Raw genomic sequence first — 23534 nt, 5'->3', positions numbered from 1 at the left:
CGGCTATTTCCGGGGCGGTGCGGCGACGGGGGCGAGCTACGCCGATTTCGACCAGGCGTACGACCCCTATACGAGCTATGCGCAAGGGGCCGGCGGCGGCAGTTACACCGCGCGTAGCGGCGACAGCCTGGCGAGCGTCGCGGCGCAACTGTGGGGCGATGCGTCGCTCTGGTACAAGCTGGCGCAAGCCAACGGCATGGGCGCCGACGGCGCGCTCACCGCGGGCCAGGTGCTCAACGTCCCCGGCGGCGTGTCCAAGAGCGGCAACAACGCCGGCACGTCCAAGCCGTACAACTCGGCTGACGCATACGGCGATACCTCGCCGACGACGCCTGCCCCGCAAGAAGGCTCCTCTCTTCGCTCGACTTGTCTCCTAGAGGCTACCGCGAATCGTCGCCGGGCCGCCCGCGAAGACCGGGCATGATCGTGGGAGACGCTTTCGCGTTAGACCGAAAGCACCGCCAAGAAGTCTAGAATCTCTGAGTTTCCGCACTCCCGTTATCCGGACGCGCGCAGGTTGCGCCCGTTGCGGAGTGGTGCACGTGAAGCTCAATGGCGAGGTAGTCTACCTCTGGCCAGCAGTCGTCCAGGGAGGCGATATCCTCGAAGTTACATCACCAAGAGGCGTTAGGGTTAGACGCGGCGCGCGCGCGAGCACTTAGGAAACATCAATGCCAACTGATGATTTCGCGACGCGCTATGAGCGGAATGTCTCGGAAAAATGGCACCTACATCGCAATGCCGTTCAGTTTCCACCACGAGCGTACCAGCGAATCCTGCGGCGCGTATATGCATGTATTCGCTCCTATCCACCTCGTCGCACCTAGCTATCTTCGTTGACAGGAAATGCACTGCAACGAAGTTGAATCAATCTATTTGTGCGCAAATTGGCATTGCGGTTTGTAACTTAATATAGGAATGCAACTTTATGTTGGATATGTGGTCTCTTAAGAATCCGCCTTAGCGCAATATTTTGCAAGACGCGAATATCATTTTCTATCGGATAATACCTCGATACTATTTTATGACCTTTGCACTATGTACTTTGTTCGAGCCAAGAAGCCACTCACAAAAACAACCGCGTGGCACCGTTGAAGGAAGGGCGCATGAGTCTGACAGCTCGCCGCCGCCATCCCTCCATATATATCTGTGCTTTATCTCATCCGGATTTTGGAATTATCGGTCTATTGTCAAATCAAAAAAGAGTCGATAGGCTTTCGGCGCAGGTCGGCATCACGAATATCAGTTGAACCGCGACCGACCACAAGACGTCTGAATGAGCGTGTTGCTTAAGCGTTTTTTCCTGCAATTATAAAGGAACATACAATGGCAAGCACTCCGATTACCGATCTCCTTAATCAGGAGGAACAGGACCAGCTGACGCCGGCGGCACGGCAGATTACCGAAGCCGATGCAATGCGCGTGATGGTTTCGATGCGCGGCGGTGGAGGCCGCCTGCCCGGTGATGCCCCGGTCAATCTGTCGCTCGAAGATATCACGTCGCTCAATAGTGCCTTCGACACAATGATGCGAAGGACGGCGACGTCACGCGATCTCGGCGATATCAAATGCTGTTGCTGCACGCCATGCTGCTGCACCGCGGCCGCTGAAGCGGCTCCCTCAAGGTCGCGTCGAATTATACACTGATCGTGGCGACCACTGCGCTACCTCTACGTGGCGTTGGCGATACCGAAACGGCGGCGGCCGGACACGACTCGTGCGACTATATCGCACGAGTCGCTGGCCCAGTTCGGGCTACGGGGCTCGTCGGTTCCGCTCACGAAATTGATCGGTGGCTGAAGAATGATCGGCGCCGAATCATCGGTGTCGATCTCTCCCTCGGCGCATGGGAGGGCCAGGCGGCGGCATGTCAGATAGAGCGGCAGCTCAATATCGATGCCGGGTCTGCGACTCGCGGCACGATGGCGGTGCCGTGGTCGGCACATGGCGGTATGTCCGACGCCACGGTCGCAAGCTGGATCGACGCGGAAGCCCAGGGTGACGCGCAAATCCTTGCCGCGCTCGATCGGGCAAAGCATGTTTTGCGGCATCTGCGCGAGTGGCCGGACGTCGCGCTGTTGATCAGCCTGCCACAATTCGGCTTCGACTTTGGCCGCGAAAACCGTTTTTTTGCGAGCTTTTTCGCAGCGGCCAGGGGGCCCGGCAGCCTCATATTTGTCGGAACACCGGCAACGTTGGACGTCGAAGGATTTCTGATCGACTGGTCCACATTGTCCGATCCATCGCCAGAGTCACGCGTTGAAACTGCGGACTTTCACGCGGAGGTCGTCGCGCCCGGCGGGCACACATCGGCAAAACCCGCGGCGATCGCGCTCGATGGCGGATGGTCGATGGCGTCGCCGGCGGCGCGTAGCGATCCGACGCAGGCATCGACGGAAACTCTGTGCCACATCGCGTTGACGGGAGCGCCGAACGCGCGGGCCTTTGCCGAGACTCGGCTCGTGCAGCGCGGGCTTGGCGATGCGAGATTACTCGCGCAGATGGCTTGGGAAAGCTTTTCGGTCGGTGGCAACGACACAGGGTTGTTGCTTCTGACGCACGCACAGGTGGCCGCGCGCGACGCGTTCGAGGCCGGCATGATCCTGCTGATGCAGCAATCGATGCGTATTGCGCTGCAGCGGTACCGGGAGGCGGCGGTCGTCGAAGCGCTGCCGGCGCCGTTGCCCGAGCCGGTTCGACGCGCGCTAATCGCATCGCGCGCGTGGGGTATGGTGATGAGCGGCCAACCGGGCGAGGCGCTGACGGCCTTCGGGCTGGCACGCGGAGACGGCAAATTTGCAGATAGCCCCTGGCTTGACCTGTATTTGCGAAACATCAACGCACTCGCTCATCTGCGCGCCGGTGACGCTGAGCGCGCGCTCCAGCTTGAGGCGGGTATCGAGGAATCACTCGATGTCCTGGACGACGAGGCTTGGCACATTCGCTATCTCAACTGCATCAACATCGCCCGCCTGCACCGGCGAGATGCCAATATCGACGAGGCCGAATCCTATTATAACCGTGCTTTTGAGACGACGAAGGGCGTCTTTATGCCTTCGGATCTCGTCTATCGCGACGTTTGTCGTGCTCAACTGTGCGAGGCGCGTGGCGACCTATATCCGGCATTCACCGCATGGCTGCGCGCATGTCTCAACCTCGCCGCTTTTGAAGTGCCCGAAGCACTCGGGTGGCGGGTAGCGAGCGCGATCATCAATCGGGCGGTCGCCTGGGATGGAGTCGATGCCGAGGAGGTGTTGAGCGCCGCTCGAGCGCGATTGGAACACGCCGCTGCCGCGCTAGGGATCGACAAACCGTGCGGCGTAGCGGCGGCAACCTTGCCGATAGTCTCTCGCGACCTCTACGGGCGGGCTTCGGAGCCGGGGGCAATGACCATGGTCGGCGCGCAAGGCTGGGCAGTAGGGGTTATCGATTGCGCGCTTGAACCGCCCTATGATTCACCTGCCGCACAGGCGTTGCGCGCGGCATTAGCAGGCCTTCTCCGCACGACATCCGGCAACCCGCCAGAACTAGCGCGCGGCGCCATAATCCTCGACACTCGCGACGGACAGGGCCTGCCCGAGAATCGCCCGGAGGCGATTGAAACCGCTTTGCGATATTCGACCGGCAAGTTGGTCTGGAACGGCGTCCACATCGATCCCGGACCGGTCGACTGGTCGCGGGCGCGGGTCAAGATCGGACCTGCGGTCAGCTGTATCAGACCGTCCGCCGACGACGGCGCGACGGTGCATTTCAAACGCTATCGTTCGCCCTACCAAATCACTGCAGCCGAACTAAGAATGCTGCGCTCGGAACGTGCCGGGGATCTCGATGCCCTGCATCGGCTGGAAGAGGAGCGTGTTTTGACAGTTGAGCGCGCCACCGCCGGGAATTAGGAACCAAGGCATGACGACGTGACGCCGGGGCTACGCTTCCTGCCCGCCCAGTTGATCGAAATCCCCGAGGGCGCGATCCTGGTGCGCGGGGCAACTTCATTGCGATTGGTCGGGCGCAGCATTCTGGAGGCCGTTTCGTTTCTGATGGCGACTGCGGAATCCGGGCGCGTTTCGCGCGAGGATTTGGTGGATCGGTTCGCGGCGCCCGATCGACCGGTTATCGAACGATTGCTGGACCAACTGATCGCCGCGCGCTTCATCTCAACCGACATGGATTCCGCCTCCGTGACGGATGGGCCGCTCGACATCTTTTACTGGGACATGGGGGCCGATCCGCGACGAACGGGCAAGGATCTGGCCGCTCGCAGTGTCGCGATCGCAGGCATCAATCACCTCACGCGCGCGATCGGCCAACTACTGTGCGAAATGGCTATCGGAACTGTCGCGTTCCTCGACGATCCGGTGCTTCGCAATCTGGACTTCTTCGCCGCCGACGGATCTCTCGCATCAGCAAGCTGGATGTCCGATTCGTTCGCGCCGATGCCTCCGCCCATCGCCAGTAGCCAATGGCGTAACGACACTGCGCGGCGACCGGATCTTCTCATCGCGGCAACCGAATTTGGTGGCGCGACATTGTTGCGAGCGTGGAACGGCTTTTGCGTCGACGCTTCGATCGATTTCCTGCCGGTGGTGAAGGCGAGTTCATGGGCAACGATCGGGCCTTGGGTGAGCCCCGGGGAAACGCCATGTTTCGAGTGCCTGCGCGGGCGGGAAAACGCCGCGCACGAGGATCCTGCCACCCGTCGGTTACCCGAAGGCTATGCCCACCTCGCTCAAGACGCGAGCGGGCGCCATCCGGCGATGACGGCTTCAGTCGCCGGCCAAGTGGCGCTTGAAGTGACGCGCGTATTCGCCTTACGCGATCCCAACGCGATCGGCCGCGTGCTCAGCGTCGATTTTGCCAGCGGAACGACGGAAAGCCGCCCGTTGCTTCGCATGCCGCGCTGCCCCGTCTGCGCGAGTGGCCGCTCGGGTGGCGCGGTGGCCATCGGCGACAACGACCGCTTCAGCGCCGCATGATCGACGCCTCATCCTTCAGACGGCTCACGGATGTTCTGGACGTCTTGGTCAGCCCCACGACTGGACCGATCCTGTTCGTCAGGGAAATGCCGCGGCCGCCCAACTCACCCGATTTCTGTCAGTTCGCTGCCTATGCTCAAGATAATAAGGGCATGGGCTTTGCGGAGAATTTCCGGTCGGGCGGCGGGGCGTCGCCGTATCGAGGCCGCGCCCTGGCGAAGGCAGTGGGCGAATCGCTCGAACGCTACGGCGGCGCAATCTTTGAAATCGACGATTTCCCGTCGACCAGCTTCGACGCCGCGCCGTTCGCATGTGCCCTGCCGGAGAGCTTCGCGCTGTATTCAGAGACGCAATATGCTGAACCTGACTTTCCCTTTCGGAGGTTCGATCGGCAAACCGTCACTCGCTGGTGCCCGGCGGTCAGGTATGCGGACCAGGAAATCGTCCACATCCCGGCATGCACGGTATTTGTCCCGTGGTTCTATATTGAAGATGGCGACACGCCGCTGCTACAACCGATCTCCACCGGACTCGCGTTCCATTGCTCTTATCAGGAAGCCGCGATTTCCGCGATATGCGAGGTGATCGAGCGCGACGCCTTTACCATCACATGGCAGGCAATGATCTCGCCGCCGCGCATTGTCGGCGACCTGGGACCCGACAATACCGATCTCGTCGCGCGGCTGGAGCGCGGCGGTTACGCGACCGCACTGTTCGACATTACGCTCGACCATGGCGTCCCGACCGTGATGGCGATAGCCCGGCGCAGCAGGCCGTCCGCCCCCCCTGTCGTCGTGGCAGCGGCCACTTCGCCCGATCCGATCGAGGCTGCCCGCAAGGCGCTGGAGGAAACGGCCCACACCGGTAGCTGGATGGAAGCAAAGATGCGTGACGGCGCTCACATCGATGTCGTCCCTGGGTACACCAACATCCGCGAGCAGAACGACCACCTGATCTTCTACTGCGATCCGGACAATGCCGGTATTCTAGATTTTCTACAGGCCAGCGAACGCACGACCACGTTATCAGGTATGACATGTATCCAGCGAGCAAGCGCGTCGGACACGCTCGAAGAGCTGGCGTTGCGCGTTCAGGCCTTCGGCGAGGAACTGTACTTGGTCGACCTGACGCCACCTGATCTGCGCCAACTCGGACTCGCGGTGGTGCGCGCCGTCATTCCGGGCTGCCAGCGGCTGGCGGCTGGCCATTGGATCCGCCCGCTCGGTGGGCGCCGATTATGGAAGGTCCCGCAAAAGATGGGATATGCCGGAATTATGTCGTCGACCGGCGACAACCCCGCTCCACATCCATATCCATAGGAGCGTAATGAATGAGCTGGGTCTGGGATTCGACGGTCGGGCGCTCCGCGCAGGCTGCCACCGCGTGGGAACTGCTCCATGAAAATGCGAAGATCGGACGCTACACCCGCGGCCCGAGCGACGACCGCGTTATCGCGCACATGCAATCGCTCTGGCCCGTCCTGCCCATGGGCGATGGCACGTCGATCGACCTTTCGTCAGACGCTATTGAATTGCGGCAGCCCGCAAGCGAGGCGATGATTGCTCGCGCAACGCCCCAAGGCTTCGCGGCGACGCCGATCAGCAGGGCCACTTTCGCCACTATTCTTCGCCTCGCTTGCGGGGCAACCAGCGATCGCGGTCCGGCGGCGACGCCGCGTTATTTGAGAACGTCGCCGTCTGCTGGCGGCCTTTATCCGATCGAGATGTTCGTCGCGGTTTACCGCGTGGATGATGTCGCTTCGGGTCTTTACTATGTCGACTTTCGCGGACCATCGCTGGCACGAATCGGCGATGAAAAGACCGCGGAGGCAGCCGCAGCCTGCTTCATTCAAACGGATGTCGCCGCTAGTAGTGCGGTGCTCGTCTTATTTGCCGCTGTCTTTCAACGCACGACTTTTAAATACGGTAACCGCGGTTATCGATTCGCGTGCATTGAAGCTGGACATATCGCACAGAATTTGAATTTGGCGGCGGTAGCTTCGGGGTGTGCTGCGCACAATCTCGGCGGCTATCGCGACCGCGAGCTTGACAGGCTGCTTGATTTGGATGGTCTTGATCAGTCGGTGATCTACGCAACTGCCGTCGGGACTGCACTCACATGACCATGGGCGAGCGACTGCGCGCACGCGCTTATCAACTGGTGGACGATGCTGCGGGTCTACATATTCGGCGCGGACGGTCTGAGTTGTTGCTCCCGGACAGGCGGCTGGGTGCACTCGTCGTGGACCTGCTCGCCGCATTTGAAGGTGAAGCGGGTGTCGATCGGGCGGCGATTGTCGGCACCTATGCCCCGCGTGACAATGGCGTCGTCGTTGGACTGATCGATAGGCTCGTGCAGGTCGGATTGTTGAGCGACGCGGATGAATTCTGCCACGACGGCAATAGCCCGGAGCCGATCTTCGATATCTTCGTGCACGATGAGGGCGACTACCCGGGGAAGGTTCGCAAACGGCTTGCCGACGCGTCGCTCACCATCCTGGGGGTCAACGCGATATCCCATCGATTGGCGGATGCGCTACGCGAATCCGCTTTCTTGGACATTCAGGTTGTAGACGATCCGCCTCTGCGCAACCTCCGACTTTTCGAACAGAACGCGAAACCCGCGGCCGACCCGGGGGATACCATGCGCCCGACACCGGTGGCCGCGTGGCAGCTCGATCCGGAACGCGTCGACTGCCTCGTCGCAACGGTCGAGTTCGGAGCGGGCCAATTGATCGATCGCTGGAACGCCCTCGCGGTCAGTCTGTCGGTCCCGTTTTTGCCCATTCTGCTTGATGGGGCAGTCGGAACCGTGGGGCCGCTCGTTGTGCCGGGAGAAACGGCATGCTGGAATTGCCTGATCTCCCGCGAAAACGCGCCGTGGCTCCGCCGTCCGCTCGCGATTTCGCGCGAGGCGCTGGAATACCAGATGGCTCAAGGGCACCATCCATCTATGCCGGCTATGCTTGCCGACTGCGCCGCGATCGAACTGACGCGTTTTTTCGGGGAAATCCCGCGTCCCCGTCCGGGGCGAGTTATCACGGTCGATTTTCTCGACAACGCGATGAATGCGCGTCGCGTTTTGCGGATACCTCGATGCAACGTTTGCTCGGAAGCAAATGCGTTTAGCCCGATCGCGCTCTCGCCTTATCGCGAGCACGACCGATGATGGGCAAACCGCTGCCCGGTACCAATGCGTGGGAAGAAAAGCAGAAGCTGGACGTCGGCCTCACCGCGATCAACGATCTCCTTGGGCCACGGTCCGGCGTGTTGCGGTATCTCGGCGAACAGCCACGCCAGAGCGAACTGCCCAATTTTCATCACTTCATCGCCAAGTCGATCTCGACCGCTCCATTCGCCGAGCGGGCCAATTTCGAACATAGCGGTGGCGCGTCGGTGTCGCGCGGCGGCGCGATGATCAAGGCTGTGGGCGAGGCGGTCGAGCGCTATTGCGCCGCGATCTACGATGAGCGCGCATGGCCCCTAGTCGAAGCGCGAGACGCGATGTTTCCGCATACTCCTCCCGCGAGCTTCGTTCGTTATGGGAGCGACCAGTTGGACCGCCCGGACTTTCCGTTCGAGCAGTTCGACGAGGATACGCGCGTGCGATGGCAGGCCTGCCGGACGATTCCTGGCGACCGGGAAATCTACGTGCCTGCAGCGATGATACAGCTGCCGTATTATTTTTATGCGGAAGATGCTGAGCCAGCGATCGTTCAACCTATTTCGACCGGACTCGCTGCGCACACCGTGCTTGGTGCGGCGATCGCTGGTGCGCTGTGTGAGGTAATCGAGCGAGATGCCTTCGCCATCACATGGCAGGCGCAACTGCGGCACCCGCTCATCGAGCAAGCCTCGCTTCCGGCGCCGGCGCTCGATATGGTTCACCGGTTTGAAGCGGTCGGGAGCCGTGTATCGTTGCTCTGGGCGCGCATGGATCACGGGGTCCCGACGATTATCGCGCTCCAACGTCACGATCATCCCGATATGCCGGCGATTACCTTTGCCGCCTCGACCTCCCCCGATCCGGCCATGGCGCTCAGCAGTGCGCTGGAAGAACTCGCTCATACGCTACGCTGGACCTATGTTCTCAAGCAAACGCGGCCGCCGGTTTCGACCGCGAACGACTATGTCGCGGTCGTCGATCAGGAGACTCATCTCCGCCTTCATACCGAGGCGGCGCAGCACACTTTGTCGGATTTCATCGACAGCAGTCCGGAAACGGTGACGTTTTCGAACATAGCCCGGCTCGATTCTGCGACTCCTGACGAGGGGCCGCGCCATGTGGCGGCTGCGCTCGCACGGCATGGATATACCGCCCTCATGGTCGAGCAGACGACGCCCGACGTTGCCGAACTCGGCTTTCACGTTGTTCGTTGCGTTGTCCCCGGGTTGCAGCCTCTGGTCATGGGTCATGCACTGCGTTTCCCGCCCGACCAGCGATTGGCCGTGCTAGCGAAAACGATTCCAGGTTGCCCGAGAAGCGAGCGCCACGCGGCACCGCATCCCTTTCCATGACCACTCCTGAGCACGACATCTGGCTGAAAGTGCGCCTGCCTTCCGCAGCCGAGGAATCGGCGTGGGAATTGCTGCATGAGAATTCCAAAGTCGGGAAATATTACGACATCCTGCCCGACGACCTGGCGACGGCGCGATCGCGGGAAATGCATCCCACGCTACGATATGCGCGGAACCTAGCGATTGCACTCCCGCAAGCTGCGGCCCAGCTTGGCATGGACGTCGCCGCGGCAATTACACAGCGACGAACGCCCAGCGACATCGAAGGTGCTCCGTTAGCGATGGAGACGCTCGCAACGTTGCTGCGACTGGGCTACGGCCAACTCCCACCCGATGGCAGTGAACCGGGCGCTCGCCCGCGAAGGACGGTGCCGTCCGGCGGCGCGTTGTACCCCCTCGAGCTGTACGTATATGTCGCTTCGGTGGAAGGAATGGCAGCCGGGCTTTATCATTTCGACCCGTTGCGCGGCGAACTGGCTGTAGTTCGGTTGGGCGACGCCAGCGAAGCGATTGCCGCCGCACTGGTTCAGCCTGCGCTCGCGCAGGACTGTAGCGCCATGGTCTTCGTCGCAGCGCTTTTCGAGCGCAGCACCTTCAAATATGGTGATCGCGGCTACCGGGCGGTATTGGTCGAAGCCGGGCATGTCGGACAAAATCTCGCCCTAACTGCCACCGCCCTTAGATTGGGATGCATCAACCTGTTTGGCTATCATGATCGTGCTATCGACGGCTTGCTGGCATTTGACGGCTTGACTGCGTCGGTCGTCTATATGGCCGCTATCGGACATCTGGCGGGGCACAATGCTGACCCGCGCTGAGGCCAGCAGATTCCAGACCGACGGCTTCGTCGTTCCTAAATATCGGCTTTCGACCGAAGCGCTTGCTTGGCTGCGTGAAGCCGTCGCCGATCTGGTAGCCGCGAACTCCACGGTTCCGCTCACCAAGCTGGTATTGCCGCGAAGCGCTCGGCCAGAAGCCAATCCGTTCGGCGTAGTCGGCCATCACGCGCTAAATCGCTTTGCCGAGAACCCCGAGTTCGTTGCACTGGCGAGTGCGGCTTTGGATTGCGAAGCCGTTCTATGGGGGGCCCAAGTATTCAGCAAAGCGCCGGCGTCGGGCGCTCGCGTGCCGTGGCACCAAGATGCATTCTTCTGGCCAATCGGGCCGCCTAATGCCTGCACGCTATGGATCGCGGTGGACCAGACTACGCACGAAAATGGCTGTGTGCAGGCAATCTCAAGCTCGCACCGGGCCGGACTCTTGCCTCACGACACCGAAGGCGCCGATGGAAATTTCAGCGCCAGCTTTGATCCTTCCCCCGCGATGTTTTCGAACATCGTCGATTTGCTGCTCAAGCCTGGAGAAGTCTCGCTCCATCATTCATTGCTCGTACATGGCTCGGGATCCAATTTTTCAGGGCAATCGCGGACCGGTTTTGCCGTGCGCTTTATGGACGCCCGCGCCAGATTCGTGCACGCCCATCGATGACCGCCCCGTCATAGCGGGACGAATCGGGCGCCGAAGATTGCCCCTCTGCCATCGCGGATGCGACGCCCGTATTCGCGATCGATGCTGGCGATAGCGCGGTGTTGTTCGCAGCGATCCAACCAAGCCCCGGCTTCGGCTTCGCTGGCCATCGGGATGGCCACTCTAGCACGGGCGGGTCGCGCTCTAGAGTCTGATCCACCTATGTTGAAGCGTATCCGGAGTTTTTGAGGCAGCGGGCGCATTCGTGTCGAGGGAAGGCCTCGAGGAGATTTCCGATGCGTTGCCATGTTGCCTCGACGGATCGTTCTGTGGCTTTGCGCAGTAGCAGCTTGAGCTTGGCGAAGACCTGTTCGATCGGATTGAGGTCGGGCGAGTAGGGCGGCAGGCGCGAAGCTTCTGTCTGGCACGGCAAGAACTTGGTCGATTTATTGACGTCACGAGTCCCGAACGTTTAATTCAAAATCTGAACAAGTTGATCGTTCGGCGATCAGCCAATTCCAAAATATGAACAACGAAAAGTAAAGGTTGATCGATATCAAGACTTGCGGAATAGTCGGAGTCGTATCGAATCGGGTCGCTCATTGCGCGGACGCTTAAATAGCGACGCGGCATTTTCCTTTGGGAGCAGGCCGCTGGGGGACTCGATCATCCGAATCACGTCGCACGATGTGGCGCCGCTGAACGTCCGTCTGCTCGGCGGCTTCGCGCTGGAGCGCGACGGCGTGGTGATCGGGCTTCCACCGACGCCCAAGTCGCGGCTGCTGCTCGCCTACCTCATCCTCAACCGCGATCGACTGATTCACCGCGAAACCGTCTGTGCGACCTTGTGGCCCGAAGAGACCGAGGCAGTCGCGCGCAAGGCGCTGAGAACCGCACTGTGGCGCATCCGCTGCGCGATCGAGGGCGACGGCGGCGAAGGCAACCACGTCTACGCCGACGCCCATCAGCTCGGCTTTCGCGGGAGGTGCGCAGCATGGGTCGACATCTGGGCATTCGAGGATGCGATCGCCGCGACGGATATCAAGGCCGACGACGCGCTCGATGAAGCCGACGCGGCAAGCCTAACGTGCGCCGCGCAACTTTATCGGGGCGATTGTGCTGCGGGGCAGTACGATGATTGGCTGACGGTCGAACAGGAACGGCTCCACAACGCCCATCTTGCGCTCATCGAGCGCATCTCCGCCTTTCACGCGCGACGCGGGAACTGGCTACAGGCGATCGCCTGGGCGGAGCGCGCGCTTGCGCTCGATCCGTTGCGCGAACATCTCCATCGCGCCGCGATGGCCTGTCATTTGTCGATGGGCGACCGGCCATCGGCGTTGCGCCAATATGCACGTTGCGAGAACGCATTGCGCGACGAACTTGGCATCGCGCCGATGGCGGAGACGGTAGCGCTGCGCGATGCGCTGATCGAGCCATGCGGCGAGCGCCCCGCCCCTCCGCCCAAACCGCGCGGCAAGCGCACGGTAAAACGCGTCGACGCGAGCATCGCCGACGCGCTGGCGATCGTCCGCCGTGCCGCGCCGCGCGCTGAAGCCGCCGTCCTTCCCGCCTGATCCGTGCCTGCTTCGTCGCGGTCGACCGCGGCGCCTCCGCACCTACGTTTGCCGCGCATCGGTGACGCGCCAGTGACGCGCCGATGACGACGGCGGCGCGCGTCCGCGACGCTCGACACGCGCCGCCGTGACAGGTCCGCCGCTGAGCCGAAACGGCTGCGAGGCGCGACTCGTCTACACCCGGTCCGCTGGCGCTGATGGCGGCGCAAGGTGGAGTCGCATGCCGACCATGCTGATCGACAATTTCGACAGTGTCGCGCCGTGGCAGGCGTTGACTCCCGCCGACATGCCATCGCCCGATATCACCCTCGCGCTCGACGAACCGAGTCCGTCGTTACCCGTCGGCGGGCTCAGTCTGTCGGCCGGTATCGCCGCCACGGCCACCGGACATCGGATCGAGCGCGCCGTCGCCGCCACCGACCTCACCGACTTTCCCGAGCTGCGCTTTTGGGTACGCGGGGATCGGCCGACCGACCAGGATTCGGCGCAGCCGTTCCGACTCGAATTGCGGCTTGGCTCGGCCGCCCTTCCAATCAACGCGGTGGGCAACGACTGGCACCGTCGCATCCCGATCGCGCCGGCGGGACGCTGGACGCTGGTGCGCCTCGCGCTCGACGACCTGCCAGCGACGGCGCGGGGCGCCGTGACTCGCATCGCGCTATTCGTGCTGGCCGGGGATGGCGGGTTGAACGTGTGGCTCGACGACCTGCGCGCGGTCGCGCCCGCGATGGTGCCCGACGCCGACGCCGCGTTGCTCGCGGCGCTGGACGGCGGCCTTTCGATCGGCGGCAATCCCGTTCCGGCAATTCTCGACCTGCCGGGTGCGGCCGTTCCTGCAGAGCCCTGGATCGGAATCGTCAATTACGGCGCGACGCCGGCCGACATGCTCGGCGGCCAAGCGCGGCGCAGCGCCGACTACACAGCGACCGGCCATCGCATCTATCCCGAGCCTGAAGCCTGGCACCTCAATTACCGTATCGAGTTCGCCGCCGGCGACACTGCCGCGCAAGCGGCAATGCTCGATTTCGTCGTCGCACGGCTCGGTATTTATGGGACGCTCGACGTCGGCGGCTTAGGCCATCGTATCGAACGCATCCGCGAGGTCGAGCGGCGCGACAAGCAGGCGACGGGGCCGCTGCTCCGCTACCGGCTGACCGTCGCGCGCGACCGCGGCCGCGCGATACCCGTGCGATCGGTCGGCGAGGTCCGGCTGGCCACAGGCTACAACGAGGAAGCGGCATGACCCAAACGCGCGTTCTGCTGCGCAACATCGCGCGGCGGCCGATCGAGCGCCATGATGGCGGAGCGGTCACGATCATCCCCGCCGACGCGGCGATCGAGGTCGGCGAGATCGATGGCGCTCATGCCGCGCTGATCGAACGCGGCCTGATGACGGTACATCCTGCGCCCGCCGCGCCACCCGCCCCCCCCGCGGCCCCCGCGGCCCCCGCGGCCCCCGCGGCCCCCGTAGCGGGATCGTCGCGGCGATCCCGCAAAAATACCAAGGCCCCCGCAACTCCCCGCGGCGAAATCGGCAGCGCAGTCCGCAAGACGACCAAGGCCAAGACACCGACCGCAACCAGCCGCCGCAAGGGAGAAGGCGCATGACCTTTAATATCGGTCTGAACGTCGTCGAAGTCGACGGCACCGGCGCGCCGGCGATTCCGGGCGCCTCGACATCCGTCGCCGCGTTCAACATCCTGACCAAGCGCGGCCCCGCGCAAAAACCGGTGATGATCGGCTCCTACGCCGAATTCGAGCAACGTTTCGGCGGACATTTCGCCCAGGGCTTGGGCTCGTACATGGTCAAGGGCTTTTTCGATAACGACGGTGCGACGGCCTATGTCAACCGCGTCGTCGCGAGCGGCGGCGGGGCGTCGACCACTGCCAAGCGCATCCTTCAGGACTCGGGTCCGGTCAACACGCTGACGCTCGAGGCAGGTTCGCATGGCGTCGCGGACCCCGGATCCTGGGGACTCGATATTTACGTAAGGACGACACGGCGCTCGCTTGTCACCAGCCTGCGCCTAGCGGAAACGGCGACCGCAACGGTCGTGACGGCCGCCCCGCTGGCCGCGGCAACCGACATGGTCGCTGCCGCCTTTCCCAGCCTCGTCGTCACGGTCGATAACGCGCCGGGCGCGACCACGGTCACCTTCAGTGCCGCCCAATTCGCCAATCCGGCTGCGGCGACGCGGGCGGAGATCGTCGCGGCGATCAACGCCGCCACCAGTGATTTCCACGCCTCGCTCGACGCCGGCAACCAACTCCGCCTGACTTCGGGCGGCAGCGTTGCGCTCATGAACGGCGGCTTCACGCGCCTCGCGGTCGCCGCCAACGCGACGCTCGGCTTCGCGGCGGCCAATGCCGATGCGACGATCGCCGCGCTCGGCGCGAACGGTGCGACGCTGCAATCGGTGTCCGGCCTGAACGTCGGCGACGCGGTGGTATTCGACGACGGCACCCTGCCCCCTCCGGAGCGCGTCAAGATCATGACGATCAATCCCGTAACGCGCGCGGTGACTTGGGCGCCGGCGGTGACCCCCGCCAATTACACCGCGACGGCGTTACGCATCGCGACGCTCGAATTCGACCTCGAAATCTATCTCGGCGGTACCGATCCCGGTCAGAACCTCAAGGAGACTTGGCCCGGCCTGTCGATGGAGGGCGACGTCGACAATTACGTCGTCGCCAAGCTAAACAATCCGGTCAGCGGCTCGGCCTATGTCCGCGCGATCGACGAGCATAGCGCAACGCCGGTCGGCAACGATCGCCCGTCCGACATGGCGCTTCCGCTCGCGTTGGCCACGGGCGGACTCGATGGCGTCGCGACATCGAACGACTTCATCGGCAGTCAAGCGGCGCGCACCGGCTTCTATGCGTTCGATCCGTTGGACATCCAGCTCGTCACCTGCGAGCGCACCGACGCTGCGATTGCTCAGGCCGGGATAAGCTATTGCGAAGCGCGCGACGACTGCATGTACGTCGGCGCGATTCCCGACGGGTCGATCGAGGGCGGCACCGCGCTGGCCTATGGCCAGGCGTTGCAGGGCACGAAACGCTACGGCGCGCTCTATGGTCCGTGGATCAGCGTCGCCGATCCGCTGGGCGTCGGCGACTCGCCGGTCAAGACGATTCCGCCGGTCGGCCACGTGATGGGGGTCTATGCCCGCATCGAGCGGACGCGCGGTATCTGGAAGGCGCCGGCGGGCGACGAGGCGCGGCTGCGCAACGCGCTCGACGTCAGCTATCGCCTGTCCGACAACGAACATTCGCATCTGGTCCGCGACGGATCGATCAACGGGATACGCGCGCTGCCCCGCGCCGGCATCGTCGTCGATGCCTCCCGCACGCTGAGCACCGATCCGCGCTGGTATTACGTCAGCGTCCGGTTGCTGTTCAACTACGTGAAGTCGAGCCTCCGGGCCGGATTGCGCTGGGTGCGGCAGGAGCCAAACCGTGACACGCTGTGGAACTTGGTCACCTATGGCAGCGTGCGGCCTTTCCTGATGCAGCTGTGGCGCCACGGCGCGTTCGGCACCGGCACGCCCGCGCATGTCTTCACGATCATCTGCGACGCGACCAACAACCCGCCGAGCCAGGTTCAGCTCGGTTTTCTGAACGTCGAAATCTATTTCTACCCGTCGGTCCCGGCCGAGACGATCGTCGTCAAGGTCGGCCAACAGCCGAGCGGCGAGACATCGTCCGATTCCTGATCCCCACCACATTCAAGGAGCAGCGCCATGCCGCAGGTCGGCGAAATCTGGGAAGGCTATAAGGCGACCGAATTCGTCATCATGATCGACGGGACGGAAAGCCCCGGCGTGACCAAGGTGACGGGCCTCAACGAAGGCATGTACGACACGGTCGAACAGCCCGACGGCGGTGGCTTTCGCATCCACAAAATTTCGTCGAGCAAGGTCAAGTTCGATACTTTGGTGATCGAGCGCCGCGTCGACGGCAGCCCCGAGGACCAGCGCTGGCAGGATTGGTGGCGCTCGACTTTCTATCTGAGCGAGAACCGCAGTCTCGGCTCGCGCGTCCGCAAGAGCGGGCAGATCATCAAGCGCGATAACGGCGTCCCGGTGCTCGCCTTCATGTTCTTCGACGGCTGGATCAAGTCGTCGAAGTTCACCGACCTTGAGGCAGGGTCGGACGGCTTCCTGACCCAAACCATCGAGATCGAGCACGAGGGTCTCGAACGCATCCCTGCCGCCTGACCGGCCAGCACCTTCGGAGACCGACGATGACCACCACCACCACCATGACCCGAGAAATCGAGTTCAACCTGCCGATCGGATACATGAACGGCGATGGGGCGCTACGCCGCTCCGGCATGTTGCGCAAGATGACCGGCCGCGAAGAGGCGATCCTGGCCGACCGCTCCAACCAGCATAATGGCGGGAAGCTGGTGACCGAGCTGCTGCACAGCTGCGTGACCCAGTTCGAAGGCGAGCAGAAGCTGTCGAAGCAGGATGTCGCCAACTGGTATTCGGCCGACCGCAACTACGTGCTGATCCGCCTGCGCAGCTTTACCTTCGGTCCTGAACTCCCCGCCACTTACACTTGCCCGCAATGTGGCGAGAAGCAGGACGTCGTCGAGAACCTCGACGAGCTTCCGGTGCGCGCGCTGGGCGATGACGAGACGCTTGAGGATATCACCGTCGAACTGGTCGACGGCTATTGGGACAAGGAAGTCTGTCACACAACGGTGACCCTCACGCTGCCTCGCGGGATCGATGAGGCGGCGGTCGCGCCGATGCTGCGCAAGAACGCGTCGACGGGCAAGAATGCGCTGCTCGCACGCTGTCTCAAGAAGGTTGGCGACATGCCGCAGCATCGCGTCGAAGCGCTGGGGCCGCGACTGTTCTCGGAACTGACGCTGACCGACCGGCGGCTGATCGACCGCGCGCTCAACAAGGCGGCGCCCGGCGTCGATCTGATGCGCGATCGCGAATGCTATTCCTGCGGCGCCGAGATCAAGGCCAATCTCGACATGACCCACTTTCTAGCACTCGAATGAACACGGCGGCGCTTAGGCAGGAAGTCTTCTTCCTTGCCTATCACCTCCACTGGTCGTGGTCCGAAATCATGGACCTCGACACCTCCGAGCGGCGCAGCTTCGTCAAGCTGCTGAGCGAGCAGATCGAACGCGAGAACGCGCAGATCAAGGCGGCGAGAAAGGGATGAACGAATGCCGCTGCTGCTGTTTCCCGAACTGACCCTCCAGCTGTGGACGACCGGCCGGAAGCTCGCGCCCTGGGCGCGGCTGGTCGGCATCGAGCAGACGCTGCTGCGCCGCGTAGAGAGCGCCTATCTGACCTGGTGGTTCGGGCGCCGCGTGCCGGAAAAGAACCTGAACCTGCTCATCGCCATCCGCAATATCGACGCGCTGAAGGACCAATATCAGCTGGCGAAGCGCAGCCGCCCCGATCCGGTCTCGCAGGTCAGTCTGCTCGGCCCGCTGGCAGGGATTTCCGGTATGCTGGTTGGCGCGGCGATGTCGCCGACCGGCCTCGTCCTTATCGCGTCGCAGTTCAAGCGCATCACCGGCGCGATCACGGGCACCGCGTGGGAAGACCGGTCGCTTATCAAGAAAATCCTGTGGGGCATCGGCGGCGTCTTCGCTTTCGTGCTCGGCCTGGGGCTGCTGCCGGGGCTCGCGATCGGCGTTGGGATGCCGCTCGGCCTGTTCGCGGCTTTGGGACTGGGCATTGCCGGCCACGCGCAAACGAGGTCGATCGTTACATTGCTCGGCGATTTCGGGCTGTTCATCGATGCGATGGCGCGATTCTGGGACCAGCTTTCCGGACCACGCGACAAGGTCGCGAACCCGCTGCTCAAGCGCATCCTCGTGACGCTCGACAAGTTCGCCGGGTTGTTCATCCAATTCGTCGGGGTGGCGGCTTTCCTGTTCGACCGGCTCATGCCGATCGTCCCCGGCCTGCTCGCGCAATGGCGGGCGATGTCGATGCTAATCGGCACGGTGATGGCCGCGCTGAAGGCGGTGCTGTCCGGCGTTCTCGATGCACTGTTCGCGCCATTCGACCAAAAGCCGGAGATCGGCGACGTGCTGGGCGGGGCGATGGATCAGCTACTCCAACTGCCCGGCAAGATCGCCGAGCGGGTCAGGAAGGCGATCGCCGACGCCAACGACGCGATCACGCCGGTCGTTGCGAATATCAAGGCCGCGCTGAACGAATTCGCGGATTTCCTGAAATTTGAGCTTGCGGGCGCGTTCGGGAAGACCGCGCTTGGCGTGCTTGTCGAGCGGATCAAGATGCTGCTCGATCTCGTCGTCGCCTGGAAGGCCGCGTACAAAGCCATTCCCGAGCCGCCCAAGGGCGATGACGGGCCGCTGCGCGACAAGGTGGATGGCTGGGGCCCCCTTATCGGCGCGGGGCTGGTTGACGCGGAGAAACCACGCGCGGCCGTGGCTCGTCTGCTCGGCGCGGTCGACGCCCTCAAATTCCCCGATTTTCCGGACCTCAAGATCCCGGACCTGCCGACGCTGCCGACGCTTCCCGACCTCGATGCGCTCGACAAGGCGCACCCGCGCCCCGACCTGCCCGACATCGGCGCACTCGCCAGCCACCTGTTTGATCAGGCGAGTGAGGTTTACGCGGGGGTGAAGCTGCCGCCCGAATTCTCGCAGCGGCCGAAGAGCGCCTTCGCCGGAGCACGCAAGGCGCTCGAAAGCTCGGCAGCGATGCCGATGCTGACGCTCAACAACGTCGCGCTGCGCGACGCGATCTACCTCGCCGTCGGTCGCGTCCTGCCGCCCGCGCTCAGAGACTATGCGCCGCAGGTACGCGGGCTGTTCGACAAGCTCGACGAGACGATTTACGGCGCCCCGGAACAGACGCCGGCGCAAAAGGATGCGCAGGCGCGACAGTTACTGCCGGTCAACGATCTCGGCGACACCGGCCTGTTGTTGCCCAAGATTACCAAGCTCAGCTTCGTCGGGGCCGACGCCGAAACACCGGACTTGCGCGCATTCCGCGATATCGTCGTCGCCGCGTTCGAAAAGCAATCCTATGCCGCGCGGGCGGCCTGACGCCATGCCGATCGTCGTCCTCTGGGCCGAGACGATGGCGCCGCACGCAGCGGACGTGATGCGCTGGCTGAAGAACATGGACCGGTCGACCTTCCTGCTCGACCGCTGGCTCGAAGCAAGGGTGCCCGCCGCCGAGCGGATGGAGGAAGCCACCGCCGCCTTCCCGATCTTCAACTATTACAACACCGCACTGACCGCGCGCGTCGCCGATATCCAGTTCGGATCGCTGCTGACAGTGCCGGTCGACGGCGTCGGCGCGCATGTCGAGCGCGCGCTCGAGAAATGGGACATTCCGGGGAACATCGCCAACCAGGCGCGGTCGGCGGCGCTGCCGGCAGAAATGCTGCGCGTGTTCGAGGAGATTACGGTCGCGTTGATCGGCTCGCTCGATCGCTTCAAGACGCCGACCACGGAAATGTTCGATCCGAAGGCGCGCACCGCCTCCGACATGATCGGCATGACGGCTTTGGTGTGGCGTAGCCTCGGCGCCAACCGCAACGGCTTCTACCAGGCTCTCGAGCGGCTGCGTGACGGGCTCGGACTGCCTGCCAACGACAATGGCGGTGCCCACGCCCCCTTAATGGGCGGGGCGCAAGCCGCGGCGGGGCTGCCGCTCGCCGATCAACTCGACGAGATGGCGCGTTATGTCGTCGCCGGTCTGCTTGTCATCCCGGCGCTGTCGAGCACCATCGAAGAGGCGGGCCGCGACGCGCTGACGCTCGCCAAATACAAGGCGCTGGCCAAGTTCGAGCACTGGGAAACGCTCGCGTGGAACCACCGCAAGGCGATCCTCGGCAGCATCCTCAACGGCATGGCGGCGATCACCGAGACGGCGCTGCAGCTATTCCTTCGGATCGGCAGCGGCGTCACCGGCATCGTCGAATCGTTCGCGGCTATTGGCGGCGCCTATCTGCGCGGCCTGACCAGCGGTGTCGCCGACCTCGCCGAGCAGATCCGCGCCTTTTGGGGCGGTGTGATCGGCTTGATCAACCAGGTGGTGGGTTTCGTCCAGTCGATCACGGCTGTCGATATCGGCGCCATAATTCATGAAGCGCTGGTGACGATCCAGGAGGTGATCGCCTGGTTCTCCGAAAAATTCTACGACGATGACGAACGCCCCCCCGCCTACACCGCGCCCGCGCAATTTACCGTGACGATCGGCCAGGCGGTGATGAAGGAAGGTCCCGGCGTCACGGCGGTCGATCAACTCGGCTTGGCGACGAAGCGCCTGTCCTTCGCGGTGCGCCACGCGCCGGGGCTGAAAGCGGCGCTGGGCAAATTCGCCGCGGATGCCTTTGGGGGGATCAACCTCGACAGGATGGTGGCGGCGCTCGCCAGCGTCGGCGGCATCCTCGATCAAGCGCCCGATCCGCAGCGCGCGCAACCGGTGCTCAAGACCGATTTCACTAACGCCCCCGACCTGGTCGCGAAGATAGTTCGCCCGTTGCGCGCGGGCCTGATGGACGCGGTCGATCAGGCCTCGCGGGGGGCCAACGACGCGGTGACCGACGTGTTCGCTTCGGCAAATACGCGGCTGAACGACACCGCCAGCGCGTTCCACAAGGAAGCGCAGAGCGCGGCGGCGTTCGACCCGAAAAAGCTGATGGCCCGGATGGTCGGCGACTCTGACGCGTTACTGAACGCCTTGTTCGGCGGCCAGTCGCCGGAGGCACGCAAGACCGGGCTGGACGCGGTCGCGCTCGCCTTTTCGGCTTGGATGCAGGGCGGCTTCGACACCGTCGCCAACCTCTCCAGCGGCTACATTCGCTTCATGCTCGACGAATGGACCGAGCAGATCGCGAAGAACGAGGACCTGCCGCTCGAAGTCAACGCGGCGTCGCCGAAAAAGCTGCTGCAGCGTGCCGAACTCGGCCGCGTCCATATGCCCAAGCTGCGCATCGTCGCTCAAGGCGGCACGATCGACCGCGCGCTCGCAGGCCGCGTCGCCGACACGTTTCGCGACGAGGTCGAGGCCGCCTATCGCCGGGGCGCCAAGCGCCTGAGCGATCTGGCCCAGGCGGCATAGGGGCGCGGCATGGATCCCGATGACGCCATCGTCGCCGCGATCGGAGTGCTGCTGACACAGCTACGCAGCGCGCGCCGCGCGCTCGAGGACGTCCAGCGCAGCACGTCGCGTTACGGCGGATTCGAATTCGCCAAGGCCTTCGCGTCCGGAGAACGTTTCGGCGCGCCGCCGATGTTCGACGGAGCGCTGATGGTGCATGTCGTCAACATCAACGATCTCGCGCCCGGCAACAGTTTCGGCGGGTTCATTGAGGCGCTGCTCGGCGGCGTCGGGAACTTCTTCGGCAATCTCATTGGCGGCGTTGTGGGCGGCACGCTGAGTGCTTGGAAGTTACCCGACATGATCGAGCGACTCGATCGCATCGTCCAGAATATCGGCGGGATCGTCGATCGGCTCGGCATCGGCGGCAAGAAGCCGGATGCCAAAACCGGCGACCCCCAATCCGCGCCCGAAGCGCAGGCGAAGACTGGCGAGAGCCTGCTTGCCACGCTGGAAGGCATTCGTGGGACATTGAAGGACGTGACCGCGCTGTTCACGGTCACCACCAAGGGACCCGGGGATGCTGCGCGCGTTTCGCAGACACCGCTGAGCGAGACCGGCGAGCGTTGGATGGCGATCCTGAACGGCGTCAACATTCTGCTCGATCGCGCCGGCCGTCTCGTCGATGGCCTGGTGCTGCTGATCCCCATGGCGGTCGGCGGAATCGCCTTCCTGATCGCCAATCTCGGCGAAATCCGCCGCGCGCTGCTCGAAACCATCCAGTTTCTGCTGCGCAACGCGCTGGTGTTGCGCGGTGTGCTGCTGACCGTGGTGTTCGAGACGGTCGCGTCGGCGGCGCGGCTCGCGGCGAACGTCGTCGGCATCATCGGCGACACCATCCAGTCGGTGCTGACCGCGATCTTCCAAGTGATCAAGAAGCTGCTCGTCGCGGCGTTCGACGCGCTCGAGACGCTCGCCACTGCGCTGCAGGCGGTCGTTCAATCGCTCCTCACCTGGCTGGTCGACGGGCTGTTCAACGTACTGCGCGCGATCGGCGATCTGACAGTGTTCCGTACCATCGATCATCTGATCAAGGTGCTGCCATCGCTGCTGTCGGCAATCTACGTACTCAAATCGAGCACATCGTTGCCCGGCGATATCCAGGGCATGCTCAACGCTGCTCAGACCGCGGTGCTCAAGGATTCGTCCGCCGCGCCGGCGGGCACGGCGGGCGGCGTCACCAACCAAGGATTGGCGGTTGCGCCGACCATCATCGGGGCGTTCCCGGACCTGAAAGGCATGCTCAAGCCGCTTGGCGATACGCTCGCAAGCGGGATCGATGCAACCGGGGCGGACGTCGTCGCGGACGTCAAGGTGTCGATCGGCAACATCACGACGGCGCTTGGCGGGGTATCGGGCCGATTTGACCAAGCGGCGCGAGACGAGGCCAAGTTCTCGTCGGGAGTGCTCCGCGCTTACGGCGCGGACATCGCCAAGAATTCGGACGACTTGACCAAGACGATCACGGCGCCGGCGCAAGCGAGCGGCGCGCCAACCGGCTTCGAGTTGATCGCCAAGAGCTATGAGCAGTGGCTGACCGGTGGCGGCATGAAATCCGTGCTCGACGAGGCATCGAAGCATTTCACGGAAGCGCCCAAAGATGGGGGCGCTCCGACCGGTGCGTTGCGTCTGCTGCGTGGCCAGTTCGATCGTCCGCGGGCCTCGATCGAGATCGACGAAGTCGAGATCGTTATCCAGCCAGGCGAAGATCCGGCTCGGCACGAGAAAACCGCACCTTCGGAATACGGCCCCGGCGATTTCCCGACGCGCCCGCACACCGACGAGGATGTCTGGCTCGCGGTGCGCCGCCACGAACGCGAGCTCGAGGACCGCGGCATCCGCCCGGCCGAGCTCGACGCGATGCTGATCTAGGAGAAG

Annotated in this window: 20 protein-coding genes and 1 pseudogene; 20 read left to right on the top strand and 1 reads right to left on the bottom strand. The window is 63.5% G+C overall.

Going from position 1 to position 23534, the window contains the following annotated elements; all coding sequences use genetic code 11:
- From VH326_RS08975 to VH326_RS08930, 10 genes are all read left to right on the top strand, one after another.
- On the top strand, window positions 1-424 hold a 424-nt coding region (locus tag VH326_RS08975; RefSeq protein WP_329631474.1), incomplete at its 5' end, for a LysM peptidoglycan-binding domain-containing protein.
- 902 nt (window positions 425-1326) lie between these two features.
- Window positions 1327-1647 (top strand): hypothetical protein, encoded by a 321-nt coding sequence (locus tag VH326_RS08970; RefSeq protein WP_329631473.1) that lies wholly within the window; start codon window positions 1327-1329, stop codon window positions 1645-1647.
- Between the two features lie 2 nt (window positions 1648-1649).
- Complete coding sequence (locus VH326_RS08965) at window positions 1650-3893, top strand: hypothetical protein (RefSeq protein ID WP_329631472.1); 2244 nt, start codon at window positions 1650-1652, stop codon at window positions 3891-3893.
- Between the two features lie 18 nt (window positions 3894-3911).
- A complete protein-coding gene (locus VH326_RS08960; protein ID WP_329631471.1) occupies window positions 3912-4973 on the top strand; it encodes a TOMM precursor leader peptide-binding protein in 1062 nt (353 codons plus the stop codon).
- The gene (locus VH326_RS08955; RefSeq protein WP_329631470.1) at window positions 4970-6292 is read left to right on the top strand and encodes a YcaO-like family protein; all 1323 of its coding nucleotides are present in this window, start codon (window positions 4970-4972) and stop codon (window positions 6290-6292) included. Before VH326_RS08960 ends, VH326_RS08955 begins: the two co-directional genes overlap by 4 nt.
- Before the next feature lie 11 nt (window positions 6293-6303).
- A complete protein-coding gene (locus tag VH326_RS08950) occupies window positions 6304-7095 on the top strand; it encodes a SagB/ThcOx family dehydrogenase (RefSeq protein WP_329631469.1) in 792 nt (263 codons plus the stop codon).
- Entirely contained in the window at window positions 7092-8141 is a 1050-nt protein-coding gene (locus VH326_RS08945) for a TOMM precursor leader peptide-binding protein (RefSeq protein WP_329631468.1), read from the top strand. Before VH326_RS08950 ends, VH326_RS08945 begins: the two co-directional genes overlap by 4 nt.
- The gene (locus tag VH326_RS08940) at window positions 8141-9490 is read left to right on the top strand and encodes a YcaO-like family protein (protein WP_329631467.1); all 1350 of its coding nucleotides are present in this window, start codon (window positions 8141-8143) and stop codon (window positions 9488-9490) included. The genes VH326_RS08945 and VH326_RS08940 overlap by 1 nt, the downstream gene beginning before the upstream one ends.
- Window positions 9487-10308 (top strand): SagB family peptide dehydrogenase, encoded by an 822-nt coding sequence (locus VH326_RS08935; RefSeq protein WP_329631466.1) that lies wholly within the window; start codon window positions 9487-9489, stop codon window positions 10306-10308. The genes VH326_RS08940 and VH326_RS08935 overlap by 4 nt, the downstream gene beginning before the upstream one ends.
- Window positions 10292-10978: a phytanoyl-CoA dioxygenase family protein gene (locus VH326_RS08930; protein ID WP_329631465.1), complete on the top strand. Its 687-nt coding sequence runs from the start codon at window positions 10292-10294 to the stop codon at window positions 10976-10978. The genes VH326_RS08935 and VH326_RS08930 overlap by 17 nt, the downstream gene beginning before the upstream one ends.
- A gap of 199 nt (window positions 10979-11177) precedes the next feature.
- On the opposite strand, the pseudogene VH326_RS08925 reads toward VH326_RS08930, so the two are convergent.
- Window positions 11178-11363: pseudogene (locus VH326_RS08925) on the bottom strand (IS630 family transposase); the annotation flags it as partial.
- A 283-nt stretch (window positions 11364-11646) separates the two neighbouring features.
- Between VH326_RS08925 and VH326_RS08920 the strand changes: the two are divergent.
- The 10 genes from VH326_RS08920 to VH326_RS08875 all read left to right on the top strand — a co-directional run bounded on the left by VH326_RS08920 (window position 11647) and on the right by VH326_RS08875 (window position 23528).
- Window positions 11647-12534, top strand: a complete 888-nt coding sequence (locus VH326_RS08920) for an AfsR/SARP family transcriptional regulator (protein WP_329631464.1) — start codon at window positions 11647-11649, stop codon at window positions 12532-12534.
- A gap of 220 nt (window positions 12535-12754) precedes the next feature.
- A complete protein-coding gene (locus VH326_RS08915; protein ID WP_329631463.1) occupies window positions 12755-13777 on the top strand; it encodes a hypothetical protein in 1023 nt (340 codons plus the stop codon).
- Complete coding sequence (locus tag VH326_RS08910; protein WP_329631462.1) at window positions 13774-14142, top strand: hypothetical protein; 369 nt, start codon at window positions 13774-13776, stop codon at window positions 14140-14142. Before VH326_RS08915 ends, VH326_RS08910 begins: the two co-directional genes overlap by 4 nt.
- Window positions 14139-16250, top strand: coding sequence for a hypothetical protein (locus VH326_RS08905; protein WP_329631461.1), 2112 nt, complete (start codon window positions 14139-14141; stop codon window positions 16248-16250). The genes VH326_RS08910 and VH326_RS08905 overlap by 4 nt, the downstream gene beginning before the upstream one ends.
- Before the next feature lie 27 nt (window positions 16251-16277).
- Window positions 16278-16754, top strand: coding sequence for a phage tail protein (locus VH326_RS08900; RefSeq protein WP_329631460.1), 477 nt, complete (start codon window positions 16278-16280; stop codon window positions 16752-16754).
- Window positions 16755-16780: 26 nt separating this feature from the next.
- Window positions 16781-17557, top strand: a complete 777-nt coding sequence (locus tag VH326_RS08895; protein WP_329631459.1) for a hypothetical protein — start codon at window positions 16781-16783, stop codon at window positions 17555-17557.
- On the top strand, window positions 17554-17724 hold the full coding sequence (locus VH326_RS08890; RefSeq protein ID WP_329631458.1) for a DUF6760 family protein: 171 nt from the start codon (window positions 17554-17556) through the stop codon (window positions 17722-17724). Before VH326_RS08895 ends, VH326_RS08890 begins: the two co-directional genes overlap by 4 nt.
- Before the next feature lie 4 nt (window positions 17725-17728).
- Window positions 17729-19591, top strand: coding sequence for a hypothetical protein (locus VH326_RS08885; RefSeq protein ID WP_329631457.1), 1863 nt, complete (start codon window positions 17729-17731; stop codon window positions 19589-19591).
- 4 nt (window positions 19592-19595) lie between these two features.
- Window positions 19596-21617 carry a hypothetical protein gene (locus VH326_RS08880; protein WP_329631456.1) on the top strand — a complete coding sequence of 674 codons (2022 nt, stop codon included), beginning with the start codon at window positions 19596-19598 and terminating at the stop codon, window positions 21615-21617.
- A gap of 9 nt (window positions 21618-21626) precedes the next feature.
- On the top strand, window positions 21627-23528 hold the full coding sequence (locus VH326_RS08875) for a hypothetical protein (RefSeq protein ID WP_329631455.1): 1902 nt from the start codon (window positions 21627-21629) through the stop codon (window positions 23526-23528).
- The last annotated feature ends 6 nt before the right edge of the window (window positions 23529-23534 follow it).

Origin of the sequence: Sphingomonas sp. (genome assembly GCF_036269755.1) — a bacterium.
In the GTDB taxonomy this organism is placed as follows: domain Bacteria; phylum Pseudomonadota; class Alphaproteobacteria; order Sphingomonadales; family Sphingomonadaceae; genus Sphingomonas.
The sequence above is the reverse complement of the archived record's forward strand: the minus strand, read 5'-3'. Positions and strand labels throughout refer to the sequence as shown.